The organism is Bacillus sp. FSL K6-1218, from assembly GCF_038006445.1.
GTDB lineage: Bacteria > Bacillota > Bacilli > Bacillales > Bacillaceae_G > Bacillus_A > Bacillus_A thuringiensis_S.
This window is the reverse complement of record NZ_JBBOVE010000001.1, coordinates 2,833,372-2,854,306: the sequence shown is the minus strand read 5'-3', so window position 1 is coordinate 2,854,306 and position 20,935 is coordinate 2,833,372. Positions and strand designations below refer to the sequence as shown.

The following is a 20,935-nucleotide window of genomic DNA, read 5'->3' as shown; positions in this document are numbered from 1 at the left end:
AGTGTGTGCATTTTTTTCGAGTCCTATATGTCTTATTTTATGGAGGGGAATATGCTTAAAAATAATTTTAAAATTAGTAATATTCCTGCGGTTTTGTGGGGAGAGAAGAGTGAAAAAGTTTTTATTGCAGTACATGGAAATATATCAAATAAGGAAGATGCAGTTATTCAAATATTAGCTGAAGAAGCCAATCGAAAAGGTTATCAAGTATTAAGCTTTGATTTACCTGAGCATGGAGAAAGAAAAAATGATAACACTCCTTGCAAAGTACAGTTTTGTGTTAGTGAATTATCTATAATTATGAACTACGCAAAAGTACATTGGAAAGAAATAAACGTATTTGCATGTAGTATGGGGGCGTATTTTAGTCTTTTAGCTTATCAAAATGATGTGCTAGAAAAGGCATTATTTTTATCACCAGTAGTTAATATGGAACGGATTATTGAAAATATGATGAAATGGTTTAATGTAACACCGGAGCTTTTGCAAAAAGAAATGACTATAGAGACACCTATTGGTCAAAAGTTATATTGGGATTATTTATGCTATGTAAAAGAGCATCCTATTAGTACATGGAATACAGATACATATATTATGTACGGAGCTAAGGATGAACTGTGTGAACTTGAAACTATTAACTATTTTACAAAAAAACATTGTTGTGAATTAGAAATTATGGAGACGGGTGAACATTACTTTCATACTGAAGAACAGTTAAAGATATTTGAACAGTGGTTACACAAACATATCGATTAACAAATTATAATTTATCTTGAACCTGTTAGAGAAGAATGAGGAATATATAAACTGATAGTATATTTGAGAGAAATTATAAATGGTGAATGTATACACTTAAACAAACAGATGCTTTAGTTCAATAAGAATTAAACAACTTTAAAGAGCCTTACGACACACTAGATTGTAACAAGGCTCTTATATTTTCATAATAAAATTAATCAACTGTATTATCGATTTACATATGAAGTGAAGTATATGCATACTATGAATTAAATAAAGTAACAAGCATAAAAATGCTCAGAATAAATGATTCTCGAGCATTTTTAGGTATTTTCGTACTTAGGGGGAATGGACTTGAAAGATATACATATTCAACAAATAGAAAATTTAATGGAATATGAATTCAGTCATCTCGTTCAAGACAGTGAAGAAGAGGGCTTTAATTTCCTTATAAGGCTAATAAATGAATATAAAAACAAAATAAATGTATTCAATAAAACTGGAGAATGTTTATATGGTGTTTTCCAAGGTGATATGTTAATTGGAGTTGGAGGTTTAAATGAGGATCCGTACACAAAAGACAATAAGATTGGACGGTTAAGGAGATTTTATATTTCAAGGGATTATCGGCGTATAGGGTTAGGGAACTTATTATTAAACCAACTATTATGTCATGCGGAAAAGTATTTTGAAGTGATTGTTTTACATGCTGACACGAAGCAAGGGGATGTGTTTTATACTGCAAATGGATTTGTAAAAGGGGGATTATATAAGGGATCGAGTCACTACAAACTATTATAGAGATTGCTATCCAAAGAATAGCTACGGACAGGGTTTTTGTTGGTAAATCGATATATCTTAAAAATCGCTGATATATATGAAGTTGCGACCCTTATATTAAAAACCAACTTTTATAATTTCATTTACTAAATTGTTATTATAAAAAAGAGCACCTTAGCTTTTAAAATTTAGCTTATAAGGTGACTCCTTTTCAGTCAATTACGTTTTAACGTTCATTTGTTTCAATAATAATCCTGGTTTACCTTTTACATAATAAAAATGTGGATTATTTTCATCATCATAAAGCATAATATAAGGCTTTTCATTTAGTGGGAGCAGTATAAGTACCTCGTCTATTGTAGTGTGTAACCATTGATTAGTAATAGAAACCGGCTTAGATAATGGGATTTTTATCATATAGCCATCTTTTGGAACGACATTTAAGTTTTTAAATGGACCGGTTATTGCTTTAGCGTATTGAACTGCTTCTTTTTGGATTACTGGATCTAAAGATTGTTTTTGAATGACCATTTCTTTTTGACAATCAAATACTTCAATTTGTTGATTGGTTTTTGCGAACGCATTTGTTGATAATAGAAATAAAAGAAGAGAAATGACCCCGATTTTTTTTATCATAATACAACACCTCACCATTACTATCCCCTCAAAAGCTTTAAATATTTTTCTGTCACATTCATGTAACAAAGATGTTGTATGATACAATTGGTTTTTGTTTAAAAGCAATGGAGGAAAAAATATGAAAGTTTTAATTGCAGATGACGAACAAGATATGTTAAGAATTTTAAAAGCTTATTTTGAAAAAGAAGGTTTCGAAGTTTTATTAGCGAAAGACGGAGAGGAAGCACTTCAAATGTTTTATGATGAAAAAATTGATTTAGCAATTTTGGATTGGATGATGCCGAAACATAGTGGTATTACTGTCTGTCAGGAAATAAAAAAGAATTCAAGCGTAAAAGTATTAATGCTTACGGCGAAAAGTGAAAGCGAAGATGAATTAGCGGCGCTTCAAAGTGGGGCAGATGAGTACGTAAAAAAACCATTTCATCCAGGAGTACTAATTACACGAGCGAAAAAACTTATTCAGCATGATGATATTATTCAAGTACAAGATGTAAAGATAAATTTCGCCAAAAATAAAGTATATAAAAATGATATAGAGTTAGAAATTACAAAAACAGAGCTCGAATTAATAAAATGCTTTTTAAATCATAAAGGAACGATTTTAACTCGTAAAAAATTGCTAGATATGGTATGGGGATTTGACTATTTTGGAGAAGAGAGAACGGTTGATACACATGTAAGAAGGCTGCGTAAAAAAATTGGAGAAAATATTATTAAGACGCATCGCGGGCTGGGCTATAGTTTGGAGGAACAAAGTGAATAAACTTGGGAAAAAGTTATTTTTCAGCATTTCTGCAACTGTTATTCTCATCTTTATGATTTCATTATTATTCATTAACAATCTCTTACCGAACTATAATATTTATAAAACACGTGAAAACTTAAATAAATTTACAACACAAATACAAAATACAACAGTGGGAAATATAGAGGATGTTATTCATAAAATTGAAAGTGAAAACAACGTTACAATTGCGTATACACCGATTAATCAGTCAGAAGATGCTATGAACGAAGCGTTACGCATGCAACTTACGAAAAAGAAAGTAACTTTAAATAAACTTTGGATTACGAAAGACGAAGTCATGAAAGTGAAGACGGAAGGGCAATCGAATAAACTGTACGATCAAGGAAAGGTAAAATCGAGTTTTTTTGCTAAATATATTGCGAAGGATGATACGATAATTTTAATTGGGACTTCCATTGCGAATTCAAATGAAATTATAAATACGTTAAATACATTTTACTTATACATCGTATGTTTCTCGCTCCTTCTTATTATTTTACTTGTGTGGATACTTTCAAAAATAATAACGACGCCACTGAAAGAGCTAAGTGATGTAGCTCAGGATATTTCACATTTGCAGTTTAAAAGAACGAAAGTGAAAACGAATGATGAAATAGGAGAGTTGGCCAATAGTATTAATATCATGAGTGAAAAACTACATGAAGCACATCAAGATTTAACTGATCGTAATGAACATTTAAAACGATTTATGGGTGATGTAACGCATGAATTAAAGACACCGATCGCATTAGTAAAAGCATACTCTATGGGGATTAAAGATGGATTAGATGATGGGACTTACGTAGATACAATTATTAAACAAACAGATCAAATATCAAACTTAATTGAAGAACTATTACGATTTTCTAAACTAGAAAGAGATATTTTACAAAAAGAAGAATTCCCCATTGAACCACTTGTCCAGAGTATATTAGATAAGCATCAGATTGAACTGGATTCGAAAGAAATTAACTTGCAAGTAAATTGTAATACGGGCGATACAATCGTTTATGCAGATTTAAATAAAATGAGAATGGTATTTCAAAATTTAATTTCTAATGCGATAAAATATACAGCAAATCAAAACATAATAATTACATTAGAAGATAGAAATAAAAGTATATATTTCCAAATAAAAAATGGCATTCATACGGATAAAATTAAAGATATCGAGAAAATTTGGGAGCCTTTTTACGTATTAGAATCTTCTCGTAGTAAAGAAAAATCAGGTACAGGATTAGGTCTAGCGATAGTGAAAAGTATTTTAGAAAGGCATGGTTTTGAATATGGAGTTTCCTCTATAGATGGAGAAATTCAATTTTATATAAATGTGAAAAAGGACTGATGAAAATATTAGTCCTTTTTACAGCTTTAGAGATTAGCGATACAGGATGAATCACCATAATTTTCAAAATTGATGTATTAAATGGAGAATTAGCAAATGTTCTACTTTCATTAAATTCACGTGAAGTTCACAGGGAAACGTTATATTTACATAGTTATATTTGAATTTAATGAAGTGAGGTATTCAGATTTGAAAAGAAAGAAATTAGTAATTGGTAGCATTTTAATGGGTATGACGTTATCTTTATCTGCATGTGGTTCATCAGATAATATTGTAACTACAAAATCAGGAAGTATTTCAGAAAGTGATTTTAACAAAAAATTAAAAGAAAACTACGGTAAACAGAATTTATCTGAAATGGTAGTAGAGAAAGTATTAAATGATAAATATAAAGTTACGGATGAAGAGATAACGAAACAACTGAAAGAATTAAAAGACAAGATGGGCGATAATTTTAATACATATATGGAATCTAATGGTGTGAAAAATGAAGATCAGTTGAAAGAGAAATTAAAGCTTACTTTCGCTTTTGAAAAAGCTATTAAAGCAACCGTAACGGAAAAAGATATTAAAAATCACTATAAGCCAAAGCTTCAAGTTAGCCATATTTTAGTGAAAGATGAAAAGACAGCAAAAGAAATTAAAGAAAAATTAAATAGTGGCGAAGATTTCGCGGCATTGGCTAAACAATATTCAGAGGATCCAGGTTCTAAAGAAAAAGGTGGAGAACTATCTGAATTTGGACCTGGTATGATGGTGAAAGAATTTGAGGATGCTGCGTATAAGTTAGAAGTTGGTCAATTGAGTGAACCTATTAAATCTTCTTTCGGATATCATATTATTAAGCTAACGGATAAAAAAGAGCTTAAACCGTATGAGGAAGAGAAAGAAAATATTCGTAAAGAATTAGAACAGCAACGTATACAAGATCCTCAATTCCATCAACAAGTTACTAGAGATCTGCTTAAAAATGCAGATATAAAGGTATCTGATAAAGACTTGAAAGATACCTTTAAAGAGTTAGAAAAATAATAAATGGAATGTAAGACAATCGATAGAAATATCGGTTGTCTTTTTCTCTATTTATCCCGCTATTTGCCGGGCAGTAAGACCCCCACTTCAAAATTCAGGGGAAGCAAAGAAGTTAGGAGGGGGCCCTGCTGCTCGTAAACGCCCGATTGGTGAGTGCTGATTAAAGTTTCACTTTATAAAGAAGGGGGGAGTGGGAAAATACTTTCACACCTGCATTAAATTTTACTTAATAAGAAATCTTTGAGTTTCTCAACTTTTATATAAAAATAAAACTGAATTTTCAGTTATTTTGTTATATAGTAAAAGAGAACGAATAAGGGGAAGGAACATTTTGAGTAAAAAGAAAATGGCAATTACACTGTCAGCAATGCTATCTGCAACAATTATACCTAGCTTTACTATGAATGTGCATGCAGAGAAGAAGGAAGAGACTAAAAATACGAAAATTGAATTAGAAAATGGGATGACAAAGCCGATTTATTCTCTCGATGAAGCTATTATCGAAAATTTATATGTAGAGACAGAAGTTGATAGTGATCGCGACGGTAAGAAAGACAGAGTATCGATAAAAGTTATGCGTCCAAAGACAAATCCGAATGTGAAGGTTCCTGTTATTTATGAAATGAGTCCATATCGATCTGGATTAAAAGATGTTCCTGTATATAATGTAGATGAAGAATTGTATGCGTATGAAGGAAAACCGTATGGAGCGGTTAATCTTGGTTCGTATGGGAACTATTACGTGCCAAGAGGTTATGCAGTTATTTTAGGCGAAAGTATCGGTACTGGAAAATCAGATGGATGTCCTACAACTGGAGATGAGCAAGAGATACTCGGGACAAAATCTGTTATTGATTGGGTAAACGGTCGTGCGAAAGCATTTACAGAACAGGGTGAGGAAGTTCAGGCAAATTGGTCTACAGGAAATGTAGGTATGACTGGAGTTTCTTATAATGGTACATTACCAAATGCTGTTGCGACTACTGGAGTTGAAGGTTTAAAAACAATTATTCCAATCGCAGCAATTAGTAGTTGGTATGATTATTATCGTGCAAATGGTGCAGTCATTGCTCCAGGCGGATATCAAGGAGAAGATACAGATAATATGGCAGAAGCAGTACTGACAAGGGAAAATCCTGAAGTTTGCGGACAAGTTATAAAAGAGTTAACGGCTGGACAAGACCGAAAAACAGGTAATTATAATGATTTTTGGGATAAACGTAACTATGTAAAAGATGCTAAAAATGTAAATGCGAGTGTATTTGTTGTTCATGGTTTAAACGATTGGAATGTTAAGACGAAACAGTTCGCGCAATGGTGGGAAGCACTTGCGGAAAATAATGTTCCTCGTAAAATGTGGCTACACCAAGGTGGTCATGGTGGGACATCAAGTAATAACTGGCAGCAAACACAAAATAAATGGTTAGATTATTGGTTGTACGGAATTGAAAATGGAATTATGGATGAACCAATGGTTGATGTGCAACGAGAAAATAAATCGTGGCAAAAGATAAAAAATTGGCCAGATCCAGAGGCTGTACCTTCAAAAATCCGTATGTATTTAAGTAATAAATCAGTCAATTTGCCACTAAGTATGGGATCGGCTAATAAAGTATTCTCATTCTTAGATGATGCACAAATGAAATCAAACCAATTAGTAGCAAACCCAGAAGTAGAAGTAGCAAATCGATTAGTATATACAATGCCTGTACTGCAAAAAGATACGCGTATAAGTGGTACACCAAAGATTTCAATTACAGGAAATATTGATCGATCTGTATCAAATTTAACAGCATTACTTGTTGACTATGGAGGAGCGAAGCCGGAAATCGTAACGAGAGGCTGGATGGATCCACAAAACTTAAAGAGTATAGAAAATTCAACAGCGATTCAACCGGGCAAAGATTATACATTTACATGGGACATGCAGCCAGATGATTATGTATTTAAAGTGGGGCATCAAATCGGAGTTGTTTTAATTGCAAGTGATTATGATTATACAATTAGACCGAAAGGTGGCACGAAACTTACAGTGAAATTAAGTGAAGTGACATTGCCGATGGTGAAATAAATATTTTTTCTAAAGAGCTTACTAAAGTAAGCTCTTTAATTTATAGTCTGAATTTTTAATTTTTATATTTCGAATTGGAAGGTTATGTAATACAATATCATTATATTCTATGGAAAGTGAGTGGTATATTATGACAGTCAGCTCTTTCAAAATCTCATTAAAATTCGAGGTACAGGAAGATTAGTTGAATTGAAATCTTCCGTACGTAAAAACGGAGGAGAAAATAAATGTTTAGCTTTTATAGTACACTTTGTACGGAACTGTATGATTACACAAAGCCTGTCGGTTATTCTTTAAATGGTGATATTGAGTATTACAAAGAACGTTTAAAAGATTGTAGAGGAAGAATCCTCGAAGCTGCAGTAGGTTCAGGGCGTGTCATCATTCCGCTTCTAGAGGCTGGTTTTAAAGTGGATGGGATAGATTATTCACCTGAAATGCTAGATTCTTGCCGTAAGCGCTGTAAAGAGAGAGGCTTACATCCTAATTTATATGAAGGAAGCTTGCAACAATTTTCACTTCCGCATAAATATGATGCAATTATCATTCCTACTGGATCTTTTTGTTTAATTGAAAATCGTGTGGATTCTATAAATGCATTGAAATGTTTTTATGAACATCTTAATCCAGATGGACGATTAATCGTAGATATTATGCTTCCGCATGACTGGAAGATTGGGGGAATTCATACATCGACTTTCTCTTTGCCGAGCGGAGACGGAATCACATTAGAAAATAAATCAATTGAAATAGATTGGCTGAACCAAGTTACTGTATCATATTTGAAATATGAAAAGTGGAGTAAAGGACAGTTAGTACAAACAGAACTACAACGCTTTGCGGTACGTTGGTATGGAATAGAAGAGTTTAAACTTCTGTTAGAAAGTATAGGTTTCTCTAATATTACTTGCTCTGCTGAATATGCTTATAAAAACGAACCGTCAAATGCAAATCAAATGTTTACTTTTGAAGCTGTGCGAAAAGAATAGAACTAATACTATGAATAAAAAAATAAGGCAATCGATTCAAAATCGGCTGCCTTATTTTTAATTTTATGTAATTGTTTATAGAGAAAGATCGGAGGGAAATAAATGAAACTTATATTAATATTTGGCCCACAAGCAGTTGGGAAAATGACAGTGGGTCAAGAATTAGCAACATTAACCGGTTTAAAACTTTTTCATAACCACATGACAATTGATTTAGTAAGTCCAATTTTTGATTACAGTACGACAGAAGCAAAAAGACTAGTAAGTTTATTTCGTAATGAAATATTTGAAGAAGTATCTAAAAGTGATTTATCTGGAATGATTTTTACGTATATATGGGCATTTGACCTCCAATCGGATTGGGATTATATACATCATGTAGAAAGTATTTTTGAATCAAAAGGTGGGACAGTGTATTTTGTAGAGCTGGAAGCGGAATTAGATGAAAGATTAGAACGGAATAAAAGTCCGAATAGATTAGAACATAAACCGAAAAAAAGAGATATTGCGTGGTCTGAAAATAATTTGAAAGAAACGATGAAAAAGCATAGATTAAACTCTCTTCATGGTGAAATTGAAAAAGAAGAGTATATAAAAATTAATAACACGTATTTGAGTGCAAAAGAAGTAGCGGAAATGATTAAAGAGAAGTTTCAATTGTAAAATTTTCGAAGTCTATTTCGTTTCCATTGTCTAAGCATTCTCCTACTAATTACATATACTATTTATGTTAAAATCGGTCGCTATTTTAAACAGGACTGCTATTTTAATATATATAACTATACAGGGAAGAGGGGAGAATAAATTTGGAAAACGTAGAACAAGATAGAATTGAAAATCAAGTGTATTCAAATCGTGTAGTAAGATCAGAATTTGATTCGAATTGGGAAACTTGTATATCAAAGAGTGGCTATGTAATTTATGTAGCAACAAGTAATAATGCTGAAGTAATAGTGCTTCTTGCAGATGGTTCAAGTAAATTATTAATTTTTGAAAAAGGCGGTAAAGTAGTAGTAGGTGGCGGTGGAACAAGTCATTACAGTAAGCCGCATATTGCAAGAAATATTTAAGGTAAAACATGTTAATTGAGAAGAAGCTGGAAGACGGTTCGTCATTCATATTTAGAGAATGACGAACCGTTTTTAAATGTAGTTTTTGAAGAATTATATAAGCAATATAAAAAGCATTTCCTATTTCGGCAAATGCTTTTTATATGTTATAGTATAATAGTGTCTTAAAGCAATGTTATTTTAATATATTTCAAATTTTGTTGTGTATTATTTTTATATTAAATTAGCACCTAAAGTATTTTTTTATATAAGGAGTAATAATTAGAGAAATGAAAAATATAGACTTTATACTAGAAAGTGATGAGGCATTAAAACCGTCTGAACGATTAGTACTATTATTATTAGAGAAGCATAGAATGTTATATACGAACGATCTATTGGCATTATCAAATTTATCATATAAAACACTAACAGATTCATTAACGGCGCTTGTTTTAAAATCGTATGTGTTAAAGGAAACAGGTAAGGGAAGAAGACAGAATTGCTATAGATTAGTATGATAAGGCAGCTGTTTTAGAAAGTTTTACATACGTTTTTTTCAATCGTAAGGCGAAAATAAGTTTTTGTTTTCAAATGAAAAACTTAGTATAAGAGGGACTAAAATAGTAGTGTTTCATTTTTGTAAACGTAATTATTTCGTCATTGAAAATACAAAAATAACATAAACCGCATAAAACAGAAATAAAAAAACAATCCATTTTAAAAATGGATTGTTTTTTTATTGGAATAATATTATTTGATATGTTGAAAGCATGAATAGCACAGAATAAACATTACCTGTTTTAGTTCATGCAACTGAACGAATATGATGAAAACTATGTGTATAGTTTTTTTAATTGCTTTTTTCAGTAACTCTAATGAAATCATAGTCTTCATAGTTTAAAGGTATTATTTTTAACATTATTGCTATTCAACATTAAGCACAAAAAGTAATGTATAATATTATTATGTAAACTTAAGGTTTTAAAAGGAAAATGTAGTAATTAATAGAACATGTAGAAGGGGGATGCTTAAATACTATGAAGGATGGGAGATTATTATGGAGCATTTACAATCAATAGCACAAGCTGTTATAAGTGGTAATAAGGAAAAAGTAGTGGAGTTTATAAAGCCGAGTCCAAGTATTGTTAACGAATGTAGTGAAGATGGCTGGACACCACTTCATTTAGCAGCTTATTTTGGACAGAAAGAAATAGCGAGTTTTCTTTTAGAAAGCGGTGCAGATATACATAGTAGAGCAAAAAACGAAAATGAAAATACACCTTTGCAAGCGGCAATTGCGAACAAGCAAAGTGAACTTGTCGCTTTCTTAATTGAAAAAGGATCAGATGTAAATATTATGCAAAGTGGTGGCTGGATAGGACTCCACGAAGCAGCATTATTAGGAAATGAAGAAATAATTATGTTACTCCTTAAAAATGGAGCTAATAAGATGATTAAGAAAAATGATGGGAAAACAGCGTATGATATTGCATTAGAAAAAGGATATGACCATCTTTTACATCATTTGAAACAGGAAGTGAACTTATGATGAATAAATGGAGTGTTGGTATATTTTTATTTAATGAAGTAGAAGTGTTAGACTTTGCAGGGCCATTTGAAGTTTTTTCTGTAACTGAGGTGAATGAAGAAAAACCATTTACTGTTTATACAGTTAGTGAGAATGGGGAAATGATTACAGCAAGGAACGGATTGAAGGTACAGCCGGATTATAGTATTGAAAATTTACCGCTAGTGGATATTTTAATAATTCCGGGTGGGCTAGGTGCTAGAGAATATGAAATAAAAAATGAAATAGTAATAAAATGGATTCGCCAGCAAATGAAAGAAGTAAAGCTGATGACTTCAGTTTGTACAGGAGCGTTATTACTGGCGAAAGCAGGTTTACTAGAAGGTTTAAAAGCAACAACACATTGGGCTAGTATTGAAAAGTTTAAAAATGAGTTTCAAAATGTTGAAGTTATAGAAAATGTAAAGTTTGTAGATGAAGGACATATTATAACATCTGCCGGAATTTCAGCTGGAATTAATATGGCATTTCATATTGTGAAAAACTTGTTAGGTGTGCATGTTGCGGAGGACACAGCGAAACGAATGGAGTATGATATTAGTTTGCCAAATTAAAAAGCCCGGATTGGGCTTTTTATATTGAATGAATATAGTTAAGCTCTTCATCACTCAAAATAGGGCGAACAGATGCATTTGCATTTTCTTGTGCTTGCGTTCCTGACTTCGCACCAGGAATTACAACACTTACTGCCGGATGAGAGAGTACATAGCGAAGTGCAAGTTGCCCTAGGGTCTGATTTTTATTTGAGAGCAACCGAAGTTTCTTTACGGTTTGTAAGTCTTCTTGAAACCAAGTTTCATTTGGCCAATCTTTGCGTAAATCTCCATCTGGAAAAATTGTTTTATTTGTGAATTTTCCAGTTAAAATGCCCATTTTTAATGGACCACGAATAACAGCTCCTAGATTTTTCTCTTGTAAGAATGGTAATATATCTTTTTCTGGTTTTCGATTTAATATATTGTAATCAAGTTGTACGATATCAATTTCGTTGTTGTTATTGAAATGATGAATGTATTGTAAATCATGAGTCGAAACACCGACTGCTCTTACTTTGCCATCACGTTTTAATATGTCAAATGCACGTAGAAATGCTTCGGTTTCTCTACGATTATGCCACCAAATATGACAAAAATAAAGATCAATATAATCTGTTTGAAGACGTTGTAAACTTGTTTCGAATACGGCGATGATTTTTTCGGGAGTATCATATACAGGAACTCCATTAGGGTCGTAGTGGTGTCCGATTAAACCACCTTTCGTTGATAGGATAATATTATTACGATGTCCTTTAATCGCGGTAGCTACCAACTTTTCACTATGTCCTAAACCATACACATCCGCAGTATCAATAAAATTCACACCACACTCAATTGCTTTTTTTATAGCAGTTATAGATTGTTTATCGTTAACAGGTCCCCATTCATCACCACCGATTGCCCATGCCCCAAAACCTATTTCAGAAACAGTTATTCCAGTTTTGCCTAATGTGCGGTAATGCATATTTCCCCTCCTTGTAAGCATGTTATAACATGGATATGTAGGGAAGGAATTTTGTGTGTAAAAAAACTCTTCTACAATAGTAGAAAAAGAATTACAGAAACTACTATTTTATAGCAGCATGTATAAAAAAAATCGGTGTAAATATGGAAATGTCGTCGAATGCTATCTTTAATTGGTTAATTTATGGGATATTTTTGGGAAGGAGTTTATTTTATAAGAATAGAATCTAGTCTAGTAAGAAAACGTGCCGATGGTAGTGAAAAATATGGGTTAGGGGGATTTGAATGAGGAAACTCAAACGAGTAAATGTTCCTAATATACCAGAGCAATTATCACAACCTAGTGACAAGCTTAGGATAAATAAAAAGAAGTTAAGGCGACTTATTTTAATGGTCCTTTTTATTGCAGCAACTACTTTGTACGTTCAATATATTTTAACGAAACAACAAGAAGTAATTGATAAGAAGAAAGATACGATTACGGATCAAAAGGAACAATTAGTATCTTTAAAGAAAGATAAAGATTCTTTAAAGACTAACATAGAAAATTTAACAGACGATGAGGAAGAAATTTTGAAGTTTGCGAGAAAAGAGTATCAATTTTCTAAGTCAAATGAAACTATATTTGTGATGCCCAAGTAATGAAAAAAATAGTTAGCCATCGCTAACTGTTTTTTTTATGTATGAATGTCATGGTACAAGGAACAATCACATATTGTAAAAATGAAGAGTTTAAGCTATTTTCATAAATATGGAATATGCACTAAAATAAATGTTGTTAAAATTCTGTCAATTGTATTATAATACAAGGTAAGCGGATACATTTTTTAATCAACGTTGAGTTCCTCGCTCATACGACTATTAAGAAACCCGTTATCCTCGTATACGAAAGGAAGATAGCTGTGTACGCTTCAAATACAATTTATATCGTAGGGGATGCGAAAGCACCTCAAAATAATCCCATTACTGAAAAGTTTAAAAGCTATTTCGTAGCATTTGTACTTGTTAAGGATACAGGGGAAATTGTAGATGCAGACTGCTCAGCGACAATTGCATTAACATCTCAATTTGTTAAATATTTATTTCTACATAAAAATATAAATGACCCGGCGTTAGTAATGGAAGTAAAGAACCGATATTTCGGCTCTTCTCAAAAAGCGTTACTTGTAGCGCTAAAAGATGCACAGAAAAAATATAATCAGATTGCTGCTTTGTCTACTCAATCATAGACAAAATCCAGCCGTAAGAATCATTCTTATGGCTGGATTTTTTTATTTCACATTATCGTCCTACATCAAAAGTAAACGAAAACAAAGTAGGGAGATAGGAGGGTAAAAGCCCAATAGGTTTACCTAATAATCTGTGGGTATAAATCTCCGGTGGATTAAAATTTCACTTCATTGGAGAACGAAAGGATGAACGAAATGAAAATTACAGATGTAAAAGTAAATCGTAGACGTGTAAAACTTCATACACCGTTTAAAACCGCACTTCGTACTGTAACAGAAATTGAAAGTATAGATGTTTATATTCATACAGACGAAGGAGTGATTGGTAAGGGGGCTGCAGCCGCAACACCAGTTATTACGGGTGATTTCACCAGTGGAATGGAAGAAGCGATTTTAGGACCGATGCGTTCATGTTTAATTGGTCAAGATATCATTCAGTTTCAGCAGTTACTACAGCGCATTCAAATGAGTTGTATTGGAAATTCAAGTGCGAAAGCAGCGGTAGATATCGCTTTATATGATGTATATTGCCAATATCAAAATGTACCGTTATATGCATTGTTAGGCGGGAAGAAAGAAATTTATACCGATATTACAGTGAGTGTGGATGAGCCTGTATTAATGGCAAAAGAAGCGAAGAAACATATAGAAAAAGGATTTCAAACATTAAAGATTAAAGTGGGTAAAGAGGCGTATTTAGATTTGGAACGTATTGAGGCAATTCGAAATGTGGTACCAAGAAATACGACATTACGTTTAGATGCGAATCAAGGTTGGAGTCCAAAAGAAGCGGTCTCTATCATTCAAGAGATGGAAAATCGTAATTTAAATATAGAATTTATTGAACAACCAGTACACGCGAAAGATTGGGATGGGTTAAAGTACGTCAAAGATCGTGTGCAAACGCCAATTATGGCCGATGAAAGTATATTTTCAGCAAGTGATGCATTAAAGCTCGTTCAAGGAAGATATGCAGACTTCATTAATATTAAATTAATGAAATGTGGTGGCATACGTGAAGCATGGCGTATTGCAGATATCGCAGAAACAGCTGGTGTGAAGTGTATGGTGGGAAGCATGATGGAATCTTCACTTTCCGTTAGCGCTGTTGCACATTTAGCGGCAGCGCATCCTAATATACATTATTTTGATCTTGATGCACCGCTTTGGTTAATGGAAGAGCCGGAAGGAATGACTTATTCTGGATCAAAGGTAAACCTTCAATCGACAGTGAATAGTAAGTCTTAGGAGAAGAGACTAGGAAACTATCTTTTAAGGGGGATATATATGAAAAAAGTAGGAACTGCATTTTTAACAACTTTATTTATATTTTCATCGTTTACATCGGCAAATGCTGAAGAAAAGAAGGATAATAAAGCATTTATAGATGTATCTGCTGCAACGTTATGGACAGCACCTGATTCATTAAGGCCAATCGATACACCGAGTGCAACAAATCCAGTGGATCTATGGAAATGGACGAAATCAATGACACTTGACGAGAAACTATGGTTAACAAATGCAAATAAATTAGAAACACAAGCGTTACTCGGTCAAGAAGTAACTGTTATTGATAAGAAAGGCGAGTGGGTGAAGGTATTAGTGCACGGACAGCCAACACCACGAAATGAAGAAGGTTATCCGGGCTGGATGCCTGAAAAGCAATTAACATATAATCAAGAATTTGCAGATAAAACAAATGAACCTTTTGTGTTAATAACAAATCCAACAGCGATTTTATATATAAATCCTTCTGAAAAACATAAATCACTTGAAGTTAGTTATAATACAAGACTGCCGTTATTAAGTGAAGACACAATTTCATATCGTGTATTGTTGCCAAATGGTCAGAAAGCATGGCTACGAAAAAATGATGGAACAGTTTACCGTTCTCAAACTGATATTCCAAAACCGACCGCTGATGATTTAATTAACACAGGGAAAATGTTTTTAGGTTTACCGTATATATGGGCTGGTACAAGTGGTTTTGGATTTGATTGCTCTGGCTTCACGCATACGATCTATAAATCGCACGGCATTACAATTCCGCGAGATTCTGGACCGCAATCAAGAGCAGGGGTTGCAGTTGATAAAGAAAACCTACAAAAAGGAGATTTAATTTTCTTTGCACATGATCAAGGGAAAGGTAGTGTCCATCACGTTGCAATGTATATTGGTGATGGCAATATGATTCACTCACCAAGAGCTGAAAGGTCGGTAGAGATTATACCGCTAAATACACCAGGATATATAGAAGAATACGCTGGTGCTCGTCGTTACTTACCTTAAAAATAGAGGGGGGTTTTTAAATGAAAAAAGTTGTTCGTTACTCATTAGTTAGTACTCTATTAGTTTCTTCATTTTTAGTTGGTTGCGCAAAAGAAAAAACTGCAACAGAGCCGAAAGGTGAGAAGAAAGTATTACAGTTACTAGAAACGGGTGAAATTCCGTCGTTAAATTCAGGGAAAGTAACAGATGCGGTCTCGTTTAACGTTTTAAATAACGTAATGGAAGGGCTATTCCGTCTATCGAAAAATGATGAAGTAATTGAAGCCGGCGCACAAAAATATGAAGTGAGTAAAGATGGAAAGACATATACATTCCAATTGCGTGATGCGAAATGGTCTAACGGAGATCCAGTAACCGCTCATGATTACGTATATGCTTGGAAGCAATTGATTAATCCAGATACCGCTTCTCAATATGCATACATTGCGTACGATGTGAAAAATGCTGAGAAGATAAATAAAAAACAACTAGGTCTAGATGAATTAGGAGTAAAAGCGAAGGATGATAAAACATTCGTCGTAGAGCTAGAACATCCTGTACCGTATTTTACGAAATTATTAATTTTACCATCCTTCTATCCAATTAACGAAAAATATGCGAAAGAGCAAGGTGATAAATACGGATTAGAGGCAAATAAAGCGGTATATAATGGACCGTTTACCTTATCAGAGTGGAAGCATGAAGCGAGCTTTACAATGAAGAAAAATGATAAGTATTGGGATAAAAAAGAAGTGAAGTTAGATGAAGTAAACTATCAAATTGTTAAAGAAATTTCAACTGCGGTAAATTTATACGAAACAGATAAAGTTGATAGAGCTGTCATTTCAACTGAATTCGTAGATAAATATAAAAATAATAAAGAGCTAAAACAATACACAGATCCAGTTATGTACTTCTTCCGATTTAATGAAAATGTACCGATTCTTAAAAATAAAAATGCACGTCTTGCGCTAAGTATAGTTTTTGATAAAAAGGGACTCGCAGATTCATTTTTAAATGATGGATCGGTTGCAGCAAACTATTACGTACCAAAAGGATTTTTAAAGGGCCCAGACAAAAAAGATTTTAGAAGTACGGCAGGTGAGTTTAATAAAACTGATGTAAAAAAAGCGAAAGAATATTGGGAGAAAGCAAAACAAGAGACAGGTACAAATGAAGTGACGTTAGAACTATTAAACTATGACTTAGAAAACTTTAAAAAAGTTGGAGAGTACATTAAAGAGCAGCTTGAGAAAAACTTACCAGGCTTAAAAGTGAATGTGAAATTACAACCACATACGCAAAAATTAGCATTTGAGAAGAAGAAAGAATATGAAATGTCGTTATCACGCTGGTTACCGGATTATCCAGATCCAATGACTTATTTAGAAGTATTCCTTTCTGGAAGTAGCGTCAATAATACAGAATATGCAAACCCAGAATATGATGCGTTAATTAAGAAGATTAAAACAGAATTAGGTAATGATGAAAAGGCTCGCTGGAAAGCAATGCAAGATGCTGAAAAAATGCTACTTGATGATGCAGTAATTGCACCGGTATTCCAGCGCGGATTATCTTACTTACAAAAATCATATGTGAAAGATTTATATGTACATCAATTTGGTCCAGCTACAAGTTTAAAATGGGCAGATGTACAAAAATAAAAGAATGGGGAAACAGACTTCACGTATGTGATAGTCTGTTTTTTCTTATTTAAAGTTAGAAAAATAGTTCATGGTATAATTTATTAGTCTGTAAACAGTATTTGGAGGGAAAATGATGTCTATGTTTGAAGAAGAGAAAGTAATTTATACAAAAAGATTATTTATGAGGAAACCAATTGTAGAAGATATTGATCAGTTTTATAACATATTAAAAAAAGATACTGTTGGCAAATGGCTGGCTAAATCAAGAGGAATGTCGAAGGAAGAAACAAATGATTATATTGGGCAACTTATCTTACATTGGGAACAGTATGACTTCGGGGTATGGTTGTTATTTAATAGTGAAACAGGAAAGCTTTTAGGACATTGTGGTTTAAGAAAGGTAGATGAAACAGGTGAAATAGAAATTATGTATCTCCTTGACCCAGAACATTGGAGGAATGGGTATGCATTAGAAGCAGCAGAGGCTTCTATTAAATATGCAATAGAGACTTTGAATGTAACAAGAATAATTGCTAGAGTTAAAGTAGCAAATGAGAGCTCGAAAAAACTTTTACGAAAGCTCGGGTTTATATATACTCATGAAGTTAATCATAACGGGCGCTTATTATCATATTTTGAACTCCATACATCATCCAAAGAATTCTAGACATTTCATATGTTTTTTCATTGTTAAAAAATAAAATTATTAGTAAAATTCCAGTGTGAAATTTATGTATAATCTTGTATAATTAACGTGTTTCTATGGAAACATTTTCTTGCGCTATTTATATAGGACTTAATAGAACAAGGAAGGAAATACATACATGTATATAATAGATAAATAGAATGGAACATGTATAGATAAAAAGGAGAGAAAAGATGACGTGTCAAAAACAAGGGTTACAATTTAATAACGATAGAAAGAGGGACAAAAGATGAAAATGAAGCATGCTTTTGGTCCTATAATTTTAGCGTGTGTGCTTTTTTTCATTATCATTCTAATCCCCTCGAAAAGTTTAGTACCGCTTATTAGTGATAAGAAGGTAGAAGATGCGGCAACTTCTTTACAAAAAGGGAAATTACAAAGTGTTTTCTTACAGCAAAAAATGTTAGAGAATTCACAGTATTTACCGATGTACGGTTCATCAGAATTTTTACGAATGGATGCATATCATCCGTCTAATTATTTCAAAGTAAATCCAGCTGGTTTTACACCGTTTTTAATTGGAACTGGCGGTACACAAAGTTTAGCTCATATTTTAAATATGACATCTACTATGGATGAATTAGAAGGTAAAAAAGTAGTCTTTGTTCTTTCACCACAATGGTTTACAAAGACTGGTGTATCACAAGGGGATTTCACTAATAATTTCTCCAAACAACAAGCATATCATTTTATTTTTAATGATGAGATAAATCCAGAAATGAAGAAGCAAATCGCGAAACGGCTATTAGATTATAAAGTTGTTCAAGAAGATGATATATTAAAAAATTCATTAGAAGGTATTGTATATAATGATACGAAACATAACATAAAAGCAGGTTTAGTTAAACCACTTGCTTATATGCATCGAAATATTTTAGATCATAGAGATTTATTTAACTCTTTATTTAAAATCGAACCGATGAAAGAGAAAACAAATATCGGACTTCGTTCAATTTCTTGGGAAGACGCACGTAAACACGCAGAACAAGAAGGGAAAGCTGAGTCTACTACAAATACATTCGGAATTGAAAATCCGTATTATCATAAGAATAATCTGAAGAAAAAACTAAAAGGTTTAAAAAACTTTAGAGCAAATGAAACATATGATGAATCACCAGAATATGATGATTTGCAAATTATTTTAGATTTATTTAAAGAGAAAAATGTCAAACCACTCTTTATTTCTGTACCTGTAAATGGGCCTTGGTATGATTATACTGGCTTTCCGAAAGAACGCCGTGAAGTGTATTATAAAAAAGTTCGAGAACAGGTTGAGAAAGCAGGATATCCAGTAGTTGATTTCTCTGGTCATGAATATGATAAGTATTTCTTAAAAGATACGATTCATTTGGGCTGGAAAGGTTGGATTTATTTTGATGAAGCAGTGCAGAAATTTAATTCTGAGAAATAAAGTATAGAAATCGGAATGGCTATGGCCGTTCCGATTTTTTTAGTATAGAGGATTTTGGTGAGGGCAATTTGGGAATGCATGTATATCTTGAATCTGTCTATAATCATAATGTTTCATTGCGAACTGGGCTTGATAAAGGTATTCATATACATATAATTGACCATCATGCGCTGAACATAATACGCCAGAAGTTCCTTGCCCATTTATGAAGGAAATACCGATAGGGCGTCCGATTAAGTATGGTATTTTTTGCTGCCAATGCATAGGGGAATCACTCCTTTTTGAGATAATATACGAAATGGACGAGTGAATTGTTGCTTATCCATGTAAATGTTAAACTGAGGGGTTTTCTTGTAATTTCTACAGATTAGTCAATTTAAACATAAAAAACCGCTATAGTTCGTAATGAATGTATAGCGGTTTTTATTTATTATCTTAAGCAAGATTTTTACGTTTTTTTGTCCATTTTTTAATGATGAAGTATAAAAGAACGAGTATGACACCGCCAATTGCGAATGATTTCACATATGGCCCAGCAATATCGTTAATATTCTCCCAATTTTCACCTAGTTTTTCACCTAAATAAATGAAAATAATAGACCAAGGGATAATCGCAAGGGCTGTTAATGTAGTGAAACGTAGTAATGGCATTTTTGTAATACCAGCAGGAATTGAAATCGCATGCCGCACTACTGGAATGAAGCGTGCTGTAAAAATGACACCAGTTCCGTAACGATTAAACCAATCTTCTGCAGCATCTATTTGTTTTTTATGTATGAAAATATATTTTCCATAACGTTCTAATATAGGGCGGCCGCCGTATCGTCCAAGCCAATAAATAAAGATTTGGGCAATAACACCGCCAATTGTACCGAATACAACTGCGCCTATAAATGAGATACTACCATTGAATACTAAGTATCCTGCATAAGCAAGGACAATTTCACTTGGAATAATCTCAATCATCAGTCCAAGCATAATGCCCCAATAACCTAGTCCTTCAAAAAACGTTAATACTGAATGAATAAAACTACTTAACATTGTTGCACCTTCTAGTTTATGAATTTTTTAGTATAAGAACCTTTTATTTAACGACGTAAAAGGTTCACTATATGTAGATTATACCTTATTTACATAGGGGATTGCTATTTC

General features: G+C 32.9%; 23 protein-coding genes. 19 read left to right on the top strand and 4 right to left on the bottom strand.

Annotated elements, in window-relative coordinates; genetic code table 11:
* The first annotated feature begins 51 nt into the window (after positions 1-51).
* On the top strand, positions 52-756 hold the full coding sequence (locus tag MHI26_RS14495) for an alpha/beta hydrolase (RefSeq protein WP_086407451.1): 705 nt from the start codon (positions 52-54) through the stop codon (positions 754-756).
* A gap of 336 nt (positions 757-1,092) precedes the next feature.
* Entirely contained in the window at positions 1,093-1,539 is a 447-nt protein-coding gene (locus tag MHI26_RS14490) for a GNAT family N-acetyltransferase (protein WP_000651678.1), read from the top strand.
* 198 nt (positions 1,540-1,737) lie between these two features.
* On the opposite strand, the gene MHI26_RS14485 is transcribed toward MHI26_RS14490, so the two are convergent.
* Entirely contained in the window at positions 1,738-2,154 is a 417-nt protein-coding gene (locus tag MHI26_RS14485) for a hypothetical protein (RefSeq protein ID WP_000591758.1), read from the bottom strand.
* 121 nt (positions 2,155-2,275) lie between these two features.
* On the opposite strand from MHI26_RS14485, the gene MHI26_RS14480 reads away from it, so the two are divergent.
* The 10 genes from MHI26_RS14480 to MHI26_RS14435 all read left to right on the top strand — a co-directional run bounded on the left by MHI26_RS14480 (position 2,276) and on the right by MHI26_RS14435 (position 11,578).
* Positions 2,276-2,923, top strand: a complete 648-nt coding sequence (locus MHI26_RS14480) for a response regulator transcription factor (RefSeq protein WP_000865985.1) — start codon at positions 2,276-2,278, stop codon at positions 2,921-2,923.
* Positions 2,916-4,292: a sensor histidine kinase gene (locus MHI26_RS14475; RefSeq protein ID WP_001037227.1), complete on the top strand. Its 1,377-nt coding sequence runs from the start codon at positions 2,916-2,918 to the stop codon at positions 4,290-4,292. The genes MHI26_RS14480 and MHI26_RS14475 overlap by 8 nt, the downstream gene beginning before the upstream one ends.
* Before the next feature lie 189 nt (positions 4,293-4,481).
* A complete protein-coding gene (locus tag MHI26_RS14470) occupies positions 4,482-5,324 on the top strand; it encodes a peptidylprolyl isomerase PrsA (protein ID WP_061667199.1) in 843 nt (280 codons plus the stop codon).
* A gap of 331 nt (positions 5,325-5,655) precedes the next feature.
* Positions 5,656-7,395 (top strand): Xaa-Pro dipeptidyl-peptidase, encoded by a 1,740-nt coding sequence (locus tag MHI26_RS14465; protein ID WP_061667184.1) that lies wholly within the window; start codon positions 5,656-5,658, stop codon positions 7,393-7,395.
* 227 nt (positions 7,396-7,622) lie between these two features.
* Complete coding sequence (locus tag MHI26_RS14460) at positions 7,623-8,384, top strand: class I SAM-dependent methyltransferase (RefSeq protein WP_061667185.1); 762 nt, start codon at positions 7,623-7,625, stop codon at positions 8,382-8,384.
* Between the two features lie 102 nt (positions 8,385-8,486).
* On the top strand, positions 8,487-9,047 hold the full coding sequence (locus MHI26_RS14455) for an AAA family ATPase (RefSeq protein ID WP_061667186.1): 561 nt from the start codon (positions 8,487-8,489) through the stop codon (positions 9,045-9,047).
* A 143-nt stretch (positions 9,048-9,190) separates the two neighbouring features.
* A complete protein-coding gene (locus tag MHI26_RS14450; protein ID WP_000432429.1) occupies positions 9,191-9,454 on the top strand; it encodes a hypothetical protein in 264 nt (87 codons plus the stop codon).
* A 269-nt stretch (positions 9,455-9,723) separates the two neighbouring features.
* On the top strand, positions 9,724-9,954 hold the full coding sequence (locus MHI26_RS14445; protein ID WP_000789031.1) for a hypothetical protein: 231 nt from the start codon (positions 9,724-9,726) through the stop codon (positions 9,952-9,954).
* 539 nt (positions 9,955-10,493) lie between these two features.
* The gene (locus tag MHI26_RS14440) at positions 10,494-10,985 is read left to right on the top strand and encodes an ankyrin repeat domain-containing protein (protein WP_061667200.1); all 492 of its coding nucleotides are present in this window, start codon (positions 10,494-10,496) and stop codon (positions 10,983-10,985) included.
* Positions 10,982-11,578: a DJ-1/PfpI family protein gene (locus MHI26_RS14435; protein WP_061667187.1), complete on the top strand. Its 597-nt coding sequence runs from the start codon at positions 10,982-10,984 to the stop codon at positions 11,576-11,578. The genes MHI26_RS14440 and MHI26_RS14435 overlap by 4 nt, the downstream gene beginning before the upstream one ends.
* Before the next feature lie 19 nt (positions 11,579-11,597).
* On the opposite strand, the gene MHI26_RS14430 is transcribed toward MHI26_RS14435, so the two are convergent.
* Positions 11,598-12,524 carry an aldo/keto reductase gene (locus MHI26_RS14430; protein ID WP_061667188.1) on the bottom strand — a complete coding sequence of 309 codons (927 nt, stop codon included), beginning with the start codon at positions 12,522-12,524 and terminating at the stop codon, positions 11,598-11,600.
* A 284-nt stretch (positions 12,525-12,808) separates the two neighbouring features.
* On the opposite strand from MHI26_RS14430, the gene MHI26_RS14425 reads away from it, so the two are divergent.
* The 7 genes from MHI26_RS14425 to dltD all read left to right on the top strand — a co-directional run bounded on the left by MHI26_RS14425 (position 12,809) and on the right by dltD (position 19,783).
* On the top strand, positions 12,809-13,165 hold the full coding sequence (locus MHI26_RS14425) for an FtsB family cell division protein (protein WP_001228726.1): 357 nt from the start codon (positions 12,809-12,811) through the stop codon (positions 13,163-13,165).
* 260 nt (positions 13,166-13,425) lie between these two features.
* A complete protein-coding gene (locus tag MHI26_RS14420) occupies positions 13,426-13,752 on the top strand; it encodes a DUF3870 domain-containing protein (protein WP_000271314.1) in 327 nt (108 codons plus the stop codon).
* A gap of 186 nt (positions 13,753-13,938) precedes the next feature.
* Positions 13,939-15,000: a dipeptide epimerase gene (locus tag MHI26_RS14415; protein WP_001004553.1), complete on the top strand. Its 1,062-nt coding sequence runs from the start codon at positions 13,939-13,941 to the stop codon at positions 14,998-15,000.
* A gap of 39 nt (positions 15,001-15,039) precedes the next feature.
* Positions 15,040-16,041, top strand: coding sequence for a C40 family peptidase (locus MHI26_RS14410; RefSeq protein ID WP_061667189.1), 1,002 nt, complete (start codon positions 15,040-15,042; stop codon positions 16,039-16,041).
* A gap of 20 nt (positions 16,042-16,061) precedes the next feature.
* Complete coding sequence (locus MHI26_RS14405) at positions 16,062-17,684, top strand: peptide ABC transporter substrate-binding protein (protein ID WP_061667190.1); 1,623 nt, start codon at positions 16,062-16,064, stop codon at positions 17,682-17,684.
* 115 nt (positions 17,685-17,799) lie between these two features.
* The gene (locus MHI26_RS14400) at positions 17,800-18,333 is read left to right on the top strand and encodes a GNAT family N-acetyltransferase (RefSeq protein WP_061667191.1); all 534 of its coding nucleotides are present in this window, start codon (positions 17,800-17,802) and stop codon (positions 18,331-18,333) included.
* 268 nt (positions 18,334-18,601) lie between these two features.
* A complete protein-coding gene (gene dltD / locus MHI26_RS14395) occupies positions 18,602-19,783 on the top strand; it encodes a D-alanyl-lipoteichoic acid biosynthesis protein DltD (RefSeq protein WP_000782288.1) in 1,182 nt (393 codons plus the stop codon).
* Positions 19,784-19,822: 39 nt separating this feature from the next.
* Here dltD and MHI26_RS14390 read toward each other — a convergent pair whose 3' ends face one another.
* Both MHI26_RS14390 and MHI26_RS14385 read right to left on the bottom strand, forming a co-directional pair.
* A complete protein-coding gene (locus MHI26_RS14390) occupies positions 19,823-20,047 on the bottom strand; it encodes a hypothetical protein (RefSeq protein WP_000558689.1) in 225 nt (74 codons plus the stop codon).
* 171 nt (positions 20,048-20,218) lie between these two features.
* Entirely contained in the window at positions 20,219-20,824 is a 606-nt protein-coding gene (locus tag MHI26_RS14385; RefSeq protein WP_000952912.1) for a DedA family protein, read from the bottom strand.
* Positions 20,825-20,935 lie beyond the last annotated feature (111 nt).

Bases quoted from the DNA above. Each gene is read 5' to 3' on its own strand.
- MHI26_RS14415 (WP_001004553.1), top strand. From the start codon at position 13,939: ATGAACGAAATGAAAATTACAGATGTAAAAGTAAATCGTAGACGTGTA.
- MHI26_RS14405 (WP_061667190.1), top strand. From the start codon at position 16,062: ATGAAAAAAGTTGTTCGTTACTCATTAGTTAGTACTCTATTAGTTTCT.
- MHI26_RS14390 (WP_000558689.1), bottom strand. From the start codon at position 20,047: ATGCATTGGCAGCAAAAAATACCATACTTAATCGGACGCCCTATCGGT.
- MHI26_RS14385 (WP_000952912.1), bottom strand. From the start codon at position 20,824: ATGTTAAGTAGTTTTATTCATTCAGTATTAACGTTTTTTGAAGGACTA.
- MHI26_RS14480 (WP_000865985.1), top strand. From the start codon at position 2,276: ATGAAAGTTTTAATTGCAGATGACGAACAAGATATGTTAAGAATTTTA.
- MHI26_RS14495 (WP_086407451.1), top strand. From the start codon at position 52: ATGCTTAAAAATAATTTTAAAATTAGTAATATTCCTGCGGTTTTGTGG.
- MHI26_RS14445 (WP_000789031.1), top strand. From the start codon at position 9,724: ATGAAAAATATAGACTTTATACTAGAAAGTGATGAGGCATTAAAACCG.
- MHI26_RS14425 (WP_001228726.1), top strand. From the start codon at position 12,809: ATGAGGAAACTCAAACGAGTAAATGTTCCTAATATACCAGAGCAATTA.
- MHI26_RS14485 (WP_000591758.1), bottom strand. From the start codon at position 2,154: ATGATAAAAAAAATCGGGGTCATTTCTCTTCTTTTATTTCTATTATCA.
- MHI26_RS14455 (WP_061667186.1), top strand. From the start codon at position 8,487: ATGAAACTTATATTAATATTTGGCCCACAAGCAGTTGGGAAAATGACA.
- dltD (WP_000782288.1), top strand. From the start codon at position 18,602: ATGAAAATGAAGCATGCTTTTGGTCCTATAATTTTAGCGTGTGTGCTT.
- MHI26_RS14460 (WP_061667185.1), top strand. From the start codon at position 7,623: ATGTTTAGCTTTTATAGTACACTTTGTACGGAACTGTATGATTACACA.
- MHI26_RS14430 (WP_061667188.1), bottom strand. From the start codon at position 12,524: ATGCATTACCGCACATTAGGCAAAACTGGAATAACTGTTTCTGAAATA.
- MHI26_RS14400 (WP_061667191.1), top strand. From the start codon at position 17,800: ATGTCTATGTTTGAAGAAGAGAAAGTAATTTATACAAAAAGATTATTT.
- MHI26_RS14440 (WP_061667200.1), top strand. From the start codon at position 10,494: ATGGAGCATTTACAATCAATAGCACAAGCTGTTATAAGTGGTAATAAG.
- MHI26_RS14410 (WP_061667189.1), top strand. From the start codon at position 15,040: ATGAAAAAAGTAGGAACTGCATTTTTAACAACTTTATTTATATTTTCA.
- MHI26_RS14435 (WP_061667187.1), top strand. From the start codon at position 10,982: ATGATGAATAAATGGAGTGTTGGTATATTTTTATTTAATGAAGTAGAA.